The sequence below is a fragment of the Pseudooceanicola aestuarii genome (genome assembly GCF_010614805.1).
GTDB classification, from domain to species: Bacteria; Pseudomonadota; Alphaproteobacteria; order Rhodobacterales; family Rhodobacteraceae; genus Pseudooceanicola; species Pseudooceanicola aestuarii.
On the sequence record NZ_JAAFZC010000001.1, the window covers coordinates 532,372 to 548,682 of the forward strand.

General features: G+C 66.4%; 12 protein-coding genes. 8 read left to right on the forward strand and 4 right to left on the reverse strand.

All coding sequences use genetic code 11. From position 1 onward, the window contains the following. Positions 1–134 precede the first annotated feature (134 nt). Both G5A46_RS02415 and G5A46_RS02420 read right to left on the reverse strand, forming a co-directional pair. Positions 135–1,628 carry an AMP-binding protein gene (locus tag G5A46_RS02415; RefSeq protein ID WP_163846962.1) on the reverse strand — a complete coding sequence of 498 codons (1,494 nt, stop codon included), beginning with the start codon at positions 1,626–1,628 and terminating at the stop codon, positions 135–137. After that, a complete protein-coding gene (locus G5A46_RS02420; protein WP_163846970.1) occupies positions 1,625–2,797 on the reverse strand; it encodes an acetyl-CoA acetyltransferase in 1,173 nt (390 codons plus the stop codon). The genes G5A46_RS02415 and G5A46_RS02420 overlap by 4 nt, the downstream gene beginning before the upstream one ends. Positions 2,798–2,888: 91 nt before the next feature. Between G5A46_RS02420 and G5A46_RS02425 the strand changes: the two genes are divergently transcribed. Together G5A46_RS02425 and G5A46_RS02430 are read left to right on the forward strand one after the other, a co-directional pair. Then, positions 2,889–3,449 (forward strand): PAS and helix-turn-helix domain-containing protein, encoded by a 561-nt coding sequence (locus tag G5A46_RS02425; protein WP_163846972.1) that lies wholly within the window; start codon positions 2,889–2,891, stop codon positions 3,447–3,449. A 202-nt stretch (positions 3,450–3,651) separates the two neighbouring features. After that, on the forward strand, positions 3,652–4,326 hold the full coding sequence (locus G5A46_RS02430; protein WP_163846974.1) for an SH3 domain-containing protein: 675 nt from the start codon (positions 3,652–3,654) through the stop codon (positions 4,324–4,326). A 146-nt stretch (positions 4,327–4,472) separates the two neighbouring features. Here the strand turns inward: G5A46_RS02430 and ychF are convergent, their stop codons facing one another. Beyond that, entirely contained in the window at positions 4,473–5,570 is a 1,098-nt protein-coding gene (gene ychF / locus G5A46_RS02435; RefSeq protein ID WP_163846976.1) for a redox-regulated ATPase YchF, read from the reverse strand. Between the two features lie 245 nt (positions 5,571–5,815). Here ychF and trpA point away from each other — a divergent pair, with 245 nt between their 5' ends. Next, positions 5,816–6,607 carry a tryptophan synthase subunit alpha gene (gene trpA, locus G5A46_RS02440; RefSeq protein ID WP_163846979.1) on the forward strand — a complete coding sequence of 264 codons (792 nt, stop codon included), beginning with the start codon at positions 5,816–5,818 and terminating at the stop codon, positions 6,605–6,607. A 91-nt stretch (positions 6,608–6,698) separates the two neighbouring features. After that, on the forward strand, positions 6,699–7,175 hold the full coding sequence (locus G5A46_RS02445) for a hemerythrin domain-containing protein (RefSeq protein ID WP_163846981.1): 477 nt from the start codon (positions 6,699–6,701) through the stop codon (positions 7,173–7,175). Between the two features lie 262 nt (positions 7,176–7,437). Here G5A46_RS02445 and aspS read toward each other — a convergent pair whose 3' ends face one another. After that, a complete protein-coding gene (gene aspS, locus G5A46_RS02450; RefSeq protein WP_163846983.1) occupies positions 7,438–9,213 on the reverse strand; it encodes an aspartate--tRNA ligase in 1,776 nt (591 codons plus the stop codon). A gap of 210 nt (positions 9,214–9,423) precedes the next feature. On the opposite strand from aspS, the gene G5A46_RS02455 reads away from it, so the two are divergent. The 4 genes from G5A46_RS02455 to G5A46_RS02470 all read left to right on the forward strand — a co-directional run bounded on the left by G5A46_RS02455 (position 9,424) and on the right by G5A46_RS02470 (position 16,281). Then, a complete protein-coding gene (locus G5A46_RS02455; protein ID WP_163846985.1) occupies positions 9,424–10,710 on the forward strand; it encodes a glycosyltransferase family 87 protein in 1,287 nt (428 codons plus the stop codon). 181 nt (positions 10,711–10,891) lie between these two features. Continuing rightward, the gene (locus tag G5A46_RS02460; RefSeq protein ID WP_163846988.1) at positions 10,892–12,124 is read left to right on the forward strand and encodes an SAM-dependent methyltransferase; all 1,233 of its coding nucleotides are present in this window, start codon (positions 10,892–10,894) and stop codon (positions 12,122–12,124) included. Positions 12,125–12,259: 135 nt separating this feature from the next. Continuing rightward, complete coding sequence (gene carB, locus G5A46_RS02465; RefSeq protein ID WP_163846997.1) at positions 12,260–15,541, forward strand: carbamoyl-phosphate synthase large subunit; 3,282 nt, start codon at positions 12,260–12,262, stop codon at positions 15,539–15,541. A 155-nt stretch (positions 15,542–15,696) separates the two neighbouring features. Further along, on the forward strand, positions 15,697–16,281 hold the full coding sequence (locus G5A46_RS02470; RefSeq protein WP_163846999.1) for a thymidine kinase: 585 nt from the start codon (positions 15,697–15,699) through the stop codon (positions 16,279–16,281). The last annotated feature ends 30 nt before the right edge of the window (positions 16,282–16,311 follow it).

The following is a 16,311-nucleotide window of genomic DNA, read 5'->3' on the forward strand; positions in this document are numbered from 1 at the left end:
GCGCCGCCTCTTCGGGCGGTCGTCCCGCGTCCCGTCACCCGGCAGGGCCGGGGCGGGACGGCCAAGGATACCGCGCCCGCCCCGCGCGGTAAAGCGTCGGGGCGGCGGCGCGGATACGGCGGGGCCAGGCGGGCCTATTGCGCCGGATCGAGCCGGGCGCGCAATTCGGTCTTCAGCACCTTGCCATAGGCGTTCTTGGGCAGCTCGGGCACCAGGACGTAGCGCTTGGGCCGTTTGAACCGCGCGATGGAGCGGGTGAGATGGTCATTCATCTCCCTCTCTGCCAGGCCGTCACAAACGACGAAGGCCACCACGACTTCCCCCCATTCGGGATCGGGATGGCCGATCACCGAACATTCCGCGACACCGGGATGGGTCAACAGCGCCTCTTCGACCTCGCGCGGGTAGATGTTCGTCCCGCCCGAGATGATCACGTCCTTCGACCGGTCCTGCAACGTCAGGAACCCCGCGGCGTCCAGCCGCCCGACATCGCCGGTATGCAGCCAGCCGTCCTGCAAGGTCTCCGCACTGGCCTGCGGGTTGCGCCAATAGCCGGCCATGACGGGCGTGCCGCGCACCAGAACCTCCCCCACCGCGCCGGGAGTCTGCGCGCCCTTGATCCGCAGCGCGACGGAGGATTGCGCCCGCCCCACCGATCCCAGCCGCGCGCGCCAATCCGGGTGGCTGCGGTCCGCGACCTCGGCCTTGCGCATGGCGGTGATGGTCATCGGGCTTTCGCCCTGACCGTAGATCTGGGCAAAGCGCGGGCCCAGAATCTCGACCGCCTCGACGATATCGGCGACATACATCGGGCCGCCGCCATAGACGACGGTCTTCAACCCGGTGCCGTCCCAGCCGGTCTGCCGAGCGTGAACCACCATGCGGCGGACCATGGTGGGTGCGGCAAACAGGTGCAATGCGCCGAAATGGCGGGCCAGCCCCTCGATTTCCGCCGGATCGAACCCGCCGCTTTCGGGCACCACATGCCGCGCGCCCCGAATCACGTGCATGAAGGCATACAGCCCGGCGCCATGGCTCATCGGCGCGGCATAAAGCGTCGCATCCCCGGTCTCCACCTCGTCCACATCGGTAAAATAGCTCAGCACCATGGACTGGATGTTGTCATTGGTCAGCATCACCCCCTTGGGTCGGCCCGTGGTGCCGGAAGTGTAGAACAGCCAGCACAGGTCGCCACCCGCTACCGGTACCGGCGCGACCATCGGCGGCGCGTCGTCCAGCGCCCGCCACCCGGCATCGTCCAGCGTGATCACCGGGCAATCCGCCGGCGCATGGGCGACCAGATCACCGCGGGTGTCAAAGGCCAGGCAGGCGCCGGAATCGTCCAGCATCCACCCTGCCTCCGCCGCGTGCAGCTTGGCGTTGATCGGCACGGCGGCGGCGCCCGCCCACCAGATCGCATGCATCAGCGGCAGAACCTCGACCCCGTTGGGGCAGAAGACGGCGACCCGGTCCCCCGGCCGCACGCCCAGCGCCGCCAACCCGCCCGCCAGCTGCGCGACCCGCGCCGCCAGCCCCGCGTAGTGGCAGATCTGCCGGGTGCCCAGGAACAGCGCCGGACGGTCGGGCATCGCTTCCGCCGTCCGGGCCAGCCAAAGGGCCGGGGTCACGCGCCGCTCCGCACCGGTTCGAGGATGGAGCAGTAATTGGCCACGCCCGATCCGCCCATGTTGAACACCATGCCCAGCCCCGCGTCGGGCACTTGCATATCCCCCGCCTGCCCGGTCAGCTGACGTGCGGCGATGACATGCATGGACACGCCGGTCGCGCCCACCGGGTGGCCTTTGGCCTTCAGGCCGCCGGACAGGTTCACGGGCAGGGCCCCGCCCCTGACCACGCGCCCGCTGTCGATCGCCGCCCGGCCGCGGCCCTGCGGCGCCAGGCCCATCGCCTCGTAGATCAATAGCTCGGCAATCGTAAAGCAATCGTGTACTTCGGCGAAATTCAGATCCTCCACCGTGATCCCGGCGCGATCATAGGCGCGGGCGATGGCGGTGGCGGGGCCTTCGAACTTCAGGATCTCGCGCCGGGACATCGGCAGGTAATCGTTCACCTGCACCGCCGCGCGGAATGCGACCGCGTTGGCGAAATCCGCCGCGACATCATCGGCGGCCAGGATCACCGCCGCCGCCCCGTCGGAAATGAGCGAGCAATCGGTGACTTTCAGCGGCGCCGCGACAACCGGGTTCTTGTCGCTGATCGTATTGCAAAAATCGAAACCGACATCCTTTTGCATATGGGCCAGCGGGTTGGCCATGGCGTTGGCGTGGTTCTTGGACGCGATCCGGGCCAGCACGTCGGATTGGTCGCCGTGCTGCTGGAAATAGGCCTGGGCAAAGCGGGAAAACACCTGCGGGAAAGTCACGCCGGCCTCTTCGCGCTGATAGGAAGCACCGCCCAGCGCCTCGCCCACGCCGGCAGTGTCGCGGGCGGTCATCTTCTCGGCACCGATCACCAGCGCGACCTTGCATTCCCCGGCCAGGATCGCGTTGCGGGCCGCGTGGATCGCGGCGGAACCGGAGGCGCAGGCGTTTTCCACCCGCGTGGCGGGGGTGAAGCGCAGGGCCTCGTCGACTTCCAGCGCGAGGGAGGACGGGAAGCCGTCACCCACCAGCCCGGAGTTGAAATGCCCCATCCAGATGCCGTCGATCCGCGCGGCGTCGACGCCGGAATGGTCGATCGCCTCGCGCGCGGCGGCGACCACCAGGTCCTGCATGTCCATGTCCTTGTGCCGGCCAAAGGGCGTATGGCCCCAGCCCACGATCTGTGCGTCGGTCATGATCTATCCTCCTCTGTCCCGGGGACTATGCCTTGGCCACGCGGCGCTGCATATTGGGGCAACTACCCTATCGGGCCGCAAGAGGATCATCATGGACGACCTGGCCGCCGAGGCCTTTGAACAGGCACCCATCGGGCTGGCCCTGACGCGGCACCGGCAAATCGACCGCTGCAACGGGGCATTCACGGCGCTGTTCGGCTATGCCGCCGGCGCGCTGGAGGGTCGTTCGATGGCGCGACTGTACCCGTCGGCGCGCGAATATGCGGAGATCGGGGAAATCGTGCTGCCGCAGATCCGGGAGACCGGGGTGCATCATGACGAACGGATCATGAAACGCGCCGATGACAGCCTGTTCTGGTGCCGGGCGCAGGGGCGGACCCTGACGCCGCAGGATCCGTTTGCCCGCTGCATCTGGTGCTTCTCCGACCTGTCGGCGCAGCGCCCGGTGGTCGATCTGACGGTGCGTGAACGCCAGGTTGCCATGCTGATGGTGGAGGGGCTGACCGCCAAGGAAATCGCCCGCCGCCTGTCCTTGTCGCACCGTACCGTAGAGGCCCATCGCGGCCGCATGATGCAAAAGCTCTCCGCGCGCGGCACAGCCGACCTGATCGCCCGGCTGACGGGATTTCCCGACCTTCGCGACCCTGGCTGACCAACCTCGCAGCGCCGGACCGGGCGGCGGTGGGCTCTGGCCCGTGCGGCACCTGCCCCGCCCCCGAAAGATGCCCCCACCCGTGGCAATGACCCGCCTGATCCGACGAGAGGGCGGAACAACCCCGCCCGTCCCCGTGTTGCCGCCTACAGGAACGGATGGGCACCCGCCCGTTCGACAAGATCACGCAAGGAGACGATCCATGTTTTCCAACGCATCCAGACTCACCGGCCTGGGCGCCGCCGCTGTCCTGTTGTCGGGCACCAGCCTGATGGCCGCGACCAACGCCACTGCCACCACAGATCTGAACCTGCGCGCCGGCCCCAGCCCGCAGTCGGAGATCGTGGACGTCATCCCGTTCGAGGGCGACGTCACCGTGGATCAATGTATCGCCGACAGCCAATGGTGCGCCGTCAGCTTCAACGGGACCGAGGGCTGGGCCTACAGCCCCTACCTGACCGCCTCTCTTGAGGGCGGAGAGACGGTCACCGTCTACGAGAACACCGGCACCCTGAAGATCGAAACCTACGACAAGCAGGCCGCCGCCAATACCGGCGCCGCCGTGGGCGGCCTGTCGGCCGGGGGCGTGGCCGCGGCGCTGGCCGGAGGCCCGGCCACAATCGCCGGCGCATTGGTTCTGGGCACCGCGACCGGCAGCATCCTGGGCGAGGCCTCGGTGCCCGAGGACACCGTGACCTACATCCAGGACAACCCGGTCGAAACGGTCTACCTGGATGGGGAGGTGGTCGCCGGCGCCGGCATTCCCGAGGGCGTGGAATTGACCCCCGTGCCGGACAGCGACTACCGGTATGTCACCGTGAACGGCGTGCCCGCCGTGGTGAACGCCGACCGCACCGTGGTGCAGGTGGTCCGGTAACAGGGCACACAGAACCTGAAACGAGATCCCTGATCTGGCCCAAGGCCTGGAGGGGACCCGAAATGCGAAAGGCCCGCCTGATCCGGCGGGCCTTTCATCATGTCGCCGATGTTGTCACGGCGCGGCGCGCGCGCGATTGCTGTGGCTCAGGTGTTGAACAGGAAATGCATTACGTCGCCGTCGCGCACGGTGTAACCCTTGCCCTCGGCCCGCATTTTCCCGGCCTCCTTGGCGCCGGCCTCTCCGCCATTGGCGACGAAATCATCATAGGCCACGGTTTCGGCCCGGATGAAGCCCTTCTCGAAATCGCCGTGGATCACGCCTGCGGCCTGGGGCGCCATGGTACCGGTGCGGATGGTCCAGGCGCGGGCTTCCTTGGGACCGACCGTGAAATAGGTCTCAAGGTGCAGCAGATCGTAGCCGGCGCGGATCAGCCGGTCGAGGCCGGGTTCCTCCAGCCCCATTTCGCCCAGGAACATCTCTGCCTCCTCGGCGTCGAGCTGGGCGATCTCCTCCTCGATCCGGGCTGAGATGATGACATGGGAATTGCCCTGCGCGGCGGCCATCTCCGCGACGCGGGCGGAATGGGCATTGCCCTCGGCGGCCTCGTCCTCAGCCACGTTGCAGACATAGAGCACCGGTTTCGTCGACAGCAATTGCAGGCCTTTCCAGGCCTTCGCATCCTCGGCGTCCACCTCGACCACGCGGGCGGGGCGGCCATCCTCGATCGCGGCCTGGGCGGCGGCCAGCAGGCGCTCCTGCTGCTGTGCTTCCTTGTCGTTGCCCTTGAGCTTGCGGACCAGGTTGGCGCGGCGTTTCTCGATGCTTTCCAGATCAGCCAGCATCAATTCGGTCTCGATCACCTCCGCATCGGCGACAGGATCGACCCGGCCGTCGACATGGGTGATGTCGTCATCCTCGAAGCAGCGCAGCACGTGGGCCACGGCGTCGGTTTCGCGGATATTGGCCAGGAACTGGTTGCCCAGACCCTCCCCCCTGGAGGCGCCTTTGACCAGCCCCGCGATATCGACAAACGTCATGCGCGCCGGGATGATGCTGGCGGATTTGGCGATCTCCGCCAAGCGGTCCAGCCGCGCGTCGGGCACGTTGACCTCTCCGACATTGGGTTCGATGGTGCAAAAGGGAAAGTTCGCGGCCTGCGCGGCGGCGGTTTTCGTCAGCGCGTTGAAAAGCGTCGATTTGCCCACGTTCGGCAATCCGACGATGCCCATTCTGAAACCCATGTCTGCATCCCCTGACTGAAGTCCGACGCCTTGTAGGCAAGGGCTGGCGCCGCCGCAAGGGGCCGTAGCGCCCAGCACGCGGATCGATGCGGGACCGACAGGGCGCGCAGGCAGTTGCCGCCCCTTGCACCGGTCGTGAGATCCCGGCAGCGCGCCTTGCGTATTTCGGGAAAGATGACGGGGCCGGGGCTTGCCACGCGGGGTCAATTCCGCCAAACCCGATGCGACCAAACGGGGACCATGACATGAGCCGCATCGACGCCAAATTCGCCGCCCTGCGGGCAGAGAACCGCAAGGCCTTCGTCGCCTACCTTATGGCCGGTGACCCCGACGAGGCGCGGTGCCTTGAGGTGATGCGCGGCCTGCCCGGCGCCGGGGTCGACGTGATCGAGATGGGCCTGCCCTTCACCGATCCCATGGCCGATGGCCCCACCATCCAGCGCGCCGGCCAGCGGGCGCTGGCGGCCGGCATGACCCTGGACAAGACCCTGGCCATGGCCCGTGCCTTCCGCGAGGAGGACGACACCACGCCGATCGTGCTGATGGGCTATTACAACCCGATCTACAATCGCGGCGTCGCCCGGTTCCTGGACGACGCGAAGGCGGCCGGGATCGACGGGCTGATCGTGGTCGACCTGCCGCCCGAGGAAGACGACGAACTCTGCCTGCCCGCGCAGGCGGCCGGGCTGAACTTCATCCGGCTGGCGACCCCGACCACGGATGACAAGCGCCTGCCCCGGGTGCTGCAAAATACCTCTGGCTTTGTCTATTACGTGTCGATTACCGGGATTACCGGTGCCGCGGAGGCGCAGGCCGATGCCGTCGCGCCCGAGGTCGCGCGGATCAAGGCCTCTACCGACCTGCCGGTCATCGTCGGCTTCGGGGTGCGGACACCGGAAACCGCGCAGGCGATCGCCTCCATCGCGGATGGCTGCGTGGTGGGATCGGCCATCGTGGATCAGATCGCATCCGGCGCGCCGGTGGCGGAGGTCCTGGATTTCGTGCGCGGGCTGACCGAGGGCGCGCACCGCGCCTGACCGGACGGCGTCCCGACTTTCGCGGATCGACAAGGGAACCGCGCCTGCTACAGGGCGTTGGATGGCAGAGCCTGTTTGAAGGAAGCCATTCATGACCTCGATCTACGATGCGATCCGCAAGGACCATGACCGCCACCGGGAACTTCTGGACGCAATTGCCGATACCCAAGGTGACAGCGCCGACCGGCGCCGGGCCTGGGACGAATTCTACCACGACGTGAAGGCCCATGCCGCAGCCGAGGAAGAGACCTTCTATTCCAAGCTGATGTCGGAAACCTGGGGTCAGGATTCCGCGCGCCATTCGGTGCATGAGCATGAGCAGATGGACGAACAGATGGAAAAGCTGCGGGAGACGGACATGTCCTCCCCCGCCTGGCTGACCACGTTCAAGCAGCTGAAACACGATTACGAACACCACATGGAAGAGGAAGAAGACGAGGTCTTTGCCCGTGCCCAGAAGGTGATCGACGTGGACGACACCGATGCCTTTGGCGCCCGCTTCCTGAAGCGCAAGGCCCGCGAAGGCGAGTTGATCGAGGAAAAGCGCGAAGATGCGCTGGAGGATTGACCGAAAGGTCAAACGCTTGATCCGGGTGCCCGTCTACGGGCGTGGCAGCGCCTGACGGCGCGACCTGGGTCGGTTGGGGGCGGCGCGTTCGGGCGGACGTGACCGTCTCCTCCCTTGTGATCCCCCCTGCGGTGTCCGACCCCACATCCAACCGCGCCCGCATCGCGGGCCGCGTCAAGAAAAACGGCGCCTCCCTTTCGGGGGCGCCGTTTCGACGATGCGGGCCCGGCCGTCGCGGATCGCGGGCCAGTGCATCGCGCGGTTATTCCTGCGGGATGACGCGCAGGTTCAGCTCCATCAGCTGGTCGCTGCTGGGTTCCGACGGGGCGTCCATCATCAGATCTTCTGCCCGCTGGTTCATCGGGAACAGCATGACTTCGCGGATGTTGTCCTCTTCCGCCAGCAGCATGACGATCCGGTCCACACCTGCCGCGCAACCGCCGTGCGGCGGGGCGCCGTATTGGAACGCGTTGACCATGCCGCCGAACCGCTTGGTGACTTCTTCCTTGGGGTAGCCCGCGATTTCAAACGCCTTGAACATGATCTCCGGCTTGTGGTTCCGGATCGCACCGGACACCAGCTCGTAGCCGTTGCAGGCCAGGTCATACTGAAAGCCCAGAACCTTCAGCGGATCGCCCTCCAGCGCCTCCATCCCGCCCTGCGGCATGGAGAAGGGATTGTGTTCAAAGTCGATCTTGCCGGTTTCCTCGTCCTGTTCGTAGATCGGGAAATCCACGATCCAGGCAAAGGCAAAGCGGTTCTTGTCCGTCAGACCCAGTTCCTCGCCGATGACATTGCGTGCGCGCCCGGCCACCGCCTCGAAACTGGAGGGTTTACCCCCCAGGAAGAACGCCGCGTCGCCGACGCCCAGCCCCAGCTGCTGGCGGATCGCCTCCGTCCGCTCCGGGCCGATGTTCTTGGCCAGCGGGCCTGCGGCCTCCATCTCGCCATCCTTCTCCCGCCAGAAGATATAGCCCATGCCGGGCAGCCCTTCCTTCTGGGCAAAGGCGTTCATGCGGTCGCAGAACTTGCGCGACCCGCCGGTGGGCGCGGGGATGGCGCGGATCTCGGTGCCGTCCTGCTCCAGCAGCTTGGCAAAGATGGCAAAGCCGGAGCCGCGGAAATGGTCCGATACGATCTGCATTTCGATCGGGTTGCGCAGGTCGGGCTTGTCGCTGCCGTATTTCAGCGCCGCGTCCTTGTAGGAGATCTGCGGCCATTCTGCATCGACGGTCTTGTCACCGCCGAATTCCTCGAAGATGCCGCGCAGCACCGGCTGGATCGTGTCGAACACGTCCTGCTGGGTGACAAAGGACATTTCCATGTCCAGCTGGTAGAAATCCGTGGGGGAGCGGTCGGCGCGGGGGTCTTCGTCGCGGAAACACGGCGCGATCTGGAAATACTTGTCAAAGCCCGAGACCATCAGCAGCTGCTTGAACTGCTGGGGTGCCTGCGGCAGGGCGTAGAACTTGCCCGGATGCAAACGCGAGGGAACCAGGAAATCGCGTGCGCCCTCGGGAGAGGAGGCGGTAATGATCGGCGTCTGGTATTCGCGGAACCCCTGCCCCCACATGCGCTGCCGCATGGAGGCGACGACGTCCGACCGCAGGGTCATGTTGCGCTGCATCGCCTCCCGGCGCAGGTCCAGATAGCGATAGCGCAGGCGCGTTTCCTCGGGGTATTCCTGATCGCCGAAGACCATCAGCGGCAGTTCCTTCGCGGCGCCCAGAACCTCGATGTCACGGATGAACACTTCGATCGCGCCGGTCGGCAGCTTGGGGTTCACCAGGCTTTCGTCGCGCGCCTTGACCACGCCGTCGATGCGGATGCACCATTCGGAGCGGACCTTCTCCACCTCGGCAAAGACGGGGCTGTCGGGGTCGCACAGCACCTGCGTCACGCCGTAATGGTCGCGCAGGTCGATGAACAGGACGCCGCCGTGATCACGCACCCGGTGCACCCAGCCGGACAGGCGAACCGTATCACCGACGTTGGAGGTGTCGAGGTCGGCGCAAGTATGGGTGCGATAGAGGTGCATTTCCTGGAATCCTTCCGGTATAACGGGCTTGCGTGGTGAACATTGCCGCGCCGCGAAAGTCAAGGGAGCCGGGGCCAACCGGGCCGATTTCGCATGGGCATCGAAGGGGGCGCCCGGCGGCACATGCCGCCCGTGACCCGGATCGGAGGCCCCGGGACAGGCAGAGACGGCGATTGCGGCGGCAGGCAGACAGGACAGGCGGGGCAGCAGATGACACGAAACGGCAACCTTGCCCTTTTCCTGGCGATAGGCGCCGCCTGGGCGGTGTTGACCTTCTGGCGGTTTCACGGGGTCTGGCCGGCGGATCTGTCGGCATTGTGGATGGCCGCCACCGCCTGGGCGGACGGGCGGCCCGACCTCGTCTATTCCGCCCCCGGCCGGATCTTTGCCGAAGGGGTGCCGGCGGAATGGTACGACATGGCCCGCGCTCAGGGGGTGGAGGGGCAGACCCTGCTGCCTTTTGTCTACCCGCCGATCTGGGCGGTGCTGCTGTCGCCGGTGACCGGATGGATGGCTCCGCAGGCCTGGCACCAGGGGGTACTGGCGATGCACCTGGCGATGATCGTCGCGGCGGGCTGGATGGCCTGGGATGCCTGTCGCCTGCACGCTCCGCCATTGCGGCACTGGGGCGCGGCACTGGTGGCGATCCTGATGACGTCCTCTCCGGTGTTCCTGTCGCTGATGCACAACCAGCCGCAGATCACCGTGATGTTCCTGACGGTCGCGTCGCTTTGGGCGGTGGCGTCGGGGCGTGCGGTGCTGGGCGGTGCGGCCCTGGGGCTGGCAGCGGCGCTGAAAGTGTCGCCCGTGGTGCTGGTGGTGATCCTGCTGGCCGATCGCAACTGGCGCGCGCTGGCGGCCATGGTGGTGGTGTCGGGCGGCTTCGGCCTGGCCTCTTTGCTGCTGGCGGGGTGGCAGCTGAACATGACCTTCCTGGCCCGCGCGGCCGAGGTCAGTGACCTGGCGCTGTTGAACGCGGTGAACCTGTCGCCGGAGGCGGTGCTGCACCAGCTGTTGGAGCTGTGGCGCGGTGCCACCCATGACGGCCGGATCCCGCAGGTCTACCGGCTGGCCGAACCGGCATGGTCGGGCGTTTTGTTCAAGGCGCTGCTGGCGGCGTCGCTGCTGGCCAGCCTGACCCTGACCCGCCACCTGCCCCGCGATGAACGGCTGCCGGTGCAATTCCTGCTGCTGTCTATCGCGGTGCCGATGCTGGGGCCGCTGTCGTGGTCGCATTATTTTGTGCAGGTCGCGCTGCTGCTGCCGGCGCTGTTCATCGTGTTGACGCGGCGGGCGGCCTGGCTGTGGGTGCTGGCGGTGGGGATTGGCGGCTCCACCCAGGTCTTCGGGCTGTTGCGGGAGCACAGCGCCTGGCTGATGTGGCCCTCGGTTCTGGGGGTGGCGATGTACGGGGCGCTGTTCGTGCATGTGGCGCGCGCCGCGCGGCGTCGGCGCAATCCGGGGATGCGGCTGGGCCGGCTCGGAGCGCCGGGATAGCGAACAGGGCGTCGAAGCAAAGCGTGGGGGCGGATCGGAAACTTGCCCTTTGCGCAGGGCCATTTAATATCGCCGTGATCCAATTCTACGGGGTCCGCCGCCTTTTGTCGGCGATCTGACAGGACCAGATGCCGACCAACCGCTGAATCTCCGGCGGCCCCCCAATTCAGGGGTGGTGCACATGTGGAAAAATCTTCTGTTCCGATTTCTGGATGCGGGCATCCGAACCGGCCGCCTGACCGTGACCCTGGCCGACGGGACGCGGCGGCCGTTCGGTGATCCGGCGACGGGGCCGGATGTGGCGATCACGCTGCGCGACGCGGATCTGCCACGCAAGCTGGTGATGAATCTCGAACTGGCCACCTGCGAAGCCTACATGGACGAACGCCTGCTGATCGACGGCGATGACCTGCGCGGCCTGCTGACCCTGGCGCTGTCCAACCGCCTGCGCCGCGACGGCATGGAATGGCAACGCCCGCTGGCCGCGCTGCGCCGCGCCCTGCGGCGGGTGGCGCAGTGGAATCCGGTCGGGCGGGCGCAGGACAACGTGGCGCATCATTATGACCTGTCCGGCGCGTTGTACGATCTGTTTCTCGACAGCGACCGGCAGTATTCCTGCGCCTATTGGCCCCGCCCCGGCATGACGCTGGAGCAAGCCCAGGAGGCCAAGAAACATCATATCGCGCGCAAGCTGCTGCTGCGCCCCGATCTGCGGGTGCTGGATATCGGCTGTGGCTGGGGCGGCATGGCCCTGACCCTGGCGCGCGATTACGGCCTGCGCGTCACTGGCGTCACACTGTCGCGCGAACAGCACCAGATCGCCACCGCCCGCGTGCGCGACGCCGGGCTGGAAGACCGCGTGGACATCCGCCTTCAGGATTACCGCCAGCTGGACCAGCAGTTCGATCGCGTCGTCTCGGTCGGGATGTTCGAACATGTGGGCACGCCGCATTACCGCGAGTATTTCCGCCATGTGCATGACTTTCTGGCCCCGGATGGGGTGGCGCTGATCCATACCATCGGGCGGGCTTCTCCACCGGGGACGACGAACGATTTCATCCGCAAGTACATTTTTCCCGGCGGCTACGTGCCGGCCCTGTCCGAGACGATGGCCGCGGTGGAGCGCCAGGAGCTATTTGCCACCGATATCGAGATCTGGCGCCTGCATTACGCCGAAACCCTGAAGGTCTGGCATGACCGGTTCATGGCCAATATCGACGCCGCGCGCGCGCTTTATGACGACAGGTTCTGCCGGATGTGGCGCCTCTACCTTTTGGCAAGCGAGCTGACGTTTCGCCTGTCGACGCAGGTTGTTTTTCAAATCCAGATCGCGCGGCGGCAGGATGCGGTGCCGTTGACCCGCGATTACCTGCTGCCCGCCGAGTCCCATCCGACCGCCCAGGCCGCGCAATAGCGACGCGCCGGGAGGCGACCGGTGGCGCATGCGGCAAACCGGGTCTTGCACGCAGGGCCACCACAGATATAACGCACGGCAATTTGCGCCCCCTCTCGGGCGCCTTTCCGCTTGCCCATATCGAAGGTTGCCGCGATGCCCAAAAGAACCGATATCTCCTCCATCATGATTATCGGCGCGGGGCCCATCATCATCGGCCAGGCCTGCGAGTTCGATTATTCCGGCGCCCAGGCCTGCAAGGCCCTGCGGGAGGAAGGCTACCGCGTCATCCTCGTGAATTCGAACCCCGCGACCATCATGACCGATCCGGGCCTGGCCGACGCCACCTATATCGAACCGATCACCCCCGAAGCCGTCGCCCGCATCATCGAGAAGGAGCGCCCCGACGCGCTGCTGCCCACCATGGGCGGCCAGACCGGGCTGAACACCTCTCTCGCGCTGGCCGACATGGGCGTGCTGGAGAAATACGGCGTGGAAATGATCGGCGCCAAGCGCGAAGCCATTGAAATGGCCGAAGACCGGAAGCTGTTCCGGGAGGCGATGGACCGGCTGGGCATCGAAAACCCCAAGGCCACCATCGTCGCCGCGCCGAAACGCGACACCGGCAAGTTCGACATCGCCCATGGGCTGCAACAGGCGATGGACGCGCTGGAAGACATCGGCCTGCCCGCAATCATCCGCCCCGCCTTTACCCTGGGCGGAACCGGCGGCGGCGTGGCCTACAACCGCGACGATTACGAATATTATTGCCGCACCGGCATGGAGGCCTCGCCGGTCGGGCAGATCCTGGTGGATGAATCGCTGCTGGGCTGGAAGGAATTCGAGATGGAAGTCGTGCGCGACCGCGCCGACAACGCCATCATCGTCTGTGCCATCGAAAACGTCGATCCGATGGGCGTGCACACCGGCGATTCGATCACCGTGGCCCCGGCGCTGACCCTGACGGACAAGGAATATCAGGCGATGCGCAACGGCTCCATCGCCGTGCTGCGCGAAATCGGGGTGGAGACCGGCGGCTCCAACGTGCAATGGGCGATCAACCCCGAAGACGGCCGCATGGTCGTGATCGAGATGAACCCCCGCGTCTCCCGCTCCTCCGCGCTGGCCTCCAAGGCGACGGGCTTTCCCATTGCCAAGATCGCGGCAAAACTCGCCGTGGGTTACACGCTGGACGAGCTGGACAATGACATCACCAAGGTCACGCCAGCCAGCTTCGAACCGACCATCGACTATGTCGTGACGAAGATCCCGCGCTTTGCCTTCGAGAAGTTCCCCGGCTCCGAACCGCACCTGACCACCGCGATGAAATCCGTGGGCGAGGTCATGGCCATCGGCCGCAGCTTCCACGAATCGCTGCAAAAGGCGCTGGCTTCCATGGAAACCGGCCTGACCGGGCTGGACGAGATCGAAATCGAGGGCGCGCCCGATCCCGCCGCCCTGATCAAGGCGCTGTCGGCCCAGACGCCGGACCGGATCCGCGTCATCGCCCAGGCCATGCGCCATGGCCTGTCGGACCTGGAAATTCAGGGCGCCACCTCGTTTGACCCGTGGTTCCTGTCGCGCCTGCGCGAAATCGTCGATGCCGAGGAAGAGATCCGCGCCAATGGCCTGCCGGTGACCGAGGACGGCATCCGCCGGCTCAAGATGATGGGCTTTACCGATGCGCGGCTGGGTCAGCTGACCGGCCGGGACGAGGACAACGTGCGCCGCGCCCGTTCCAACCTGGGCGTGACCGCCGTGTTCAAGCGGATCGACACCTGCGCCGCCGAGTTCGAGGCCCAGACCCCCTATATGTATTCCACCTACGAGGCGCCCATGATGGGCGAGGTGGAGGACGAATCGCGCCCCACCGACCGCAAGAAGGTGGTCATTCTGGGCGGTGGTCCGAACCGGATCGGCCAGGGGATCGAGTTTGACTATTGCTGCTGCCACGCCTGTTTCGCGCTGACCGATGCGGGCTATGAAACCATCATGGTCAACTGCAACCCGGAAACCGTGTCCACGGATTACGACACGTCGGACCGGCTGTATTTCGAACCGCTGACCTTTGAACACGTGATGGAAATCCTGCGGATCGAACAATCCAAGGGCACGCTGCATGGCGTGATCGTTCAATTCGGCGGGCAGACCCCCCTGAAGCTGGCCAACCAGCTGGAAGAGGCCGGGATCCCCATCCTGGGCACCACCCCCGACGCCATCGACCTGGCCGAAGACCGGGAGCGGTTCCAGGACCTGGTGAACCGGCTGGGGCTGAAACAGCCCCGCAACGGCATTGCCCATTCAGATGCCGAGGCGCTGGATATCGCGTTGGAAATCGGCTTCCCGCTGGTGATCCGCCCGTCCTACGTCCTGGGCGGCCGCGCGATGGAGATCGTGCGCGACATGGACGGGCTGAAACGCTACATCCGTGACGCCGTGGTGGTGTCCGGCGACAGCCCGGTGCTGTTGGACAGCTACCTGTCCGGCGCGGTCGAAGTCGATGTCGATGCGCTGTGCGACGGCACCGACGTGCATGTCGCCGGCATCATGGAACATATCGAGGAGGCCGGCGTGCATTCCGGCGACAGCGCCTGTTCCCTGCCCCCCCATTCGCTGAGCCAACCGATCATCGACGCGCTGAAGGCCCAGTCGCGCGCGCTGGCGCTGGAACTGGGCGTCGTCGGCCTGATGAACGTGCAATTTGCGGTCAAGAAGACCCCCGAAGGGGTCGAAGAGATCTTCCTGATCGAGGTCAACCCCCGCGCTTCCCGCACCGTGCCCTTCGTGGCCAAGGCGGTGAATTCGCCCATCGCCTCCATCGCCGCGCGCGTCATGGCGGGGGAAAAACTGGCGACCTTCGACCTGGTGGATCCCCAGATCGAGGGCTACGCCGTCAAGGAGGCCGTGCTGCCCTTCGCCCGGTTCCCCGGCGTCGACACGATCCTGGGGCCGGAGATGCGCTCCACCGGGGAGGTCATGGGCTATGACAAGACTTTCGCCCGGGCGTTCCTGAAGGCACAGATGGGCGCGGGCAACGATCTGCCGCGCGATGGCCGCGTCTTCCTGTCGATCCGCGACGAGGACAAGACCGACGGAATGCGCGACGCGGCGCAGCGCCTGATCCGGCTGGGGTTCACCATCGTGGCCACGCGCGGCACCGCCGATTGGCTCCGCACGGCGGCGCTGGATTGCGAATTGGTGAACAAGGTCTACGAAGGCCGGCCCAATATCGTGGATCAGCTGAAGGACGGGCAGATCGCACTGGTCCTGAACACGACCGAGGGCGCGCAATCGGTGTCCGACAGCCGGGAAATCCGGTCCGTGGCGTTGTATGACAAGATCCCCTACTTCACCACCGCCGCCGGGGCCATGGCCGCCGCCCGCGCCATCGAGGCTCGCGAAGAAGGCGAACTGGCCGTCAACGCCCTGCAAGGATGATCCGATGACCCGCAGAACCGCCCTTCGGCTTGCCCTGCTGATCCCGCTGATGGCAGTGGCGGCCTGCGGATCGCCGCTGATCCCGATCATCTGACCGCGCGCGGGGCCGGCCCTGTCCGGCCCCGTTCCGCGCCCTGCCCGCAGGAGGGGCGGCGATGGCCAAGCTCTACTTTCATTATTCCACGATGAACGCGGGCAAATCGACCGTGTTGCTTCAGGCCTCGCACAATTACATCGAACGCGGGATGCAGACCTATCTGCTGACCGCGCGGCTGGACGACCGGGCCGGGCCGGGGCGCGTGGCCTCGCGCATCGGCATCAGCGCCGCGGCCGACACCTTTACCGACGCGGATGACCTGCTGGCCCGGATCGCGGCCCGGCTGGCGGCGGGGCCCTGCGCCTGCGTGTTCATCGACGAAGCCCAATTCCTGACCCGCCGCCAGGTCTGGCAACTGGCCCGCGCGGTGGACGACCTGGGCGTGCCGATCATGTGCTACGGCCTGCGCGTGGACTTTCTGGGAGAACTGTTCGAAGGCTCTGCCGCGCTGCTGGCGCTGGCCGACGAAATGCGCGAGGTCCGTACCATCTGCCATTGCGGCAAGAAGGCCACGATGGTGGTGCGGCGCGGCCCCGACGGGCAGGCCCTGCGCGAAGGGGCCCAGGTGCAGATCGGCGGGAATGAAACCTATGTTTCCCTCTGCCGCCGTCACTGGCGAGAGGAAATGGGCGATCCGGGCTGAGGGCCGCCGGCCGCCACGTCGCGGCTGGCC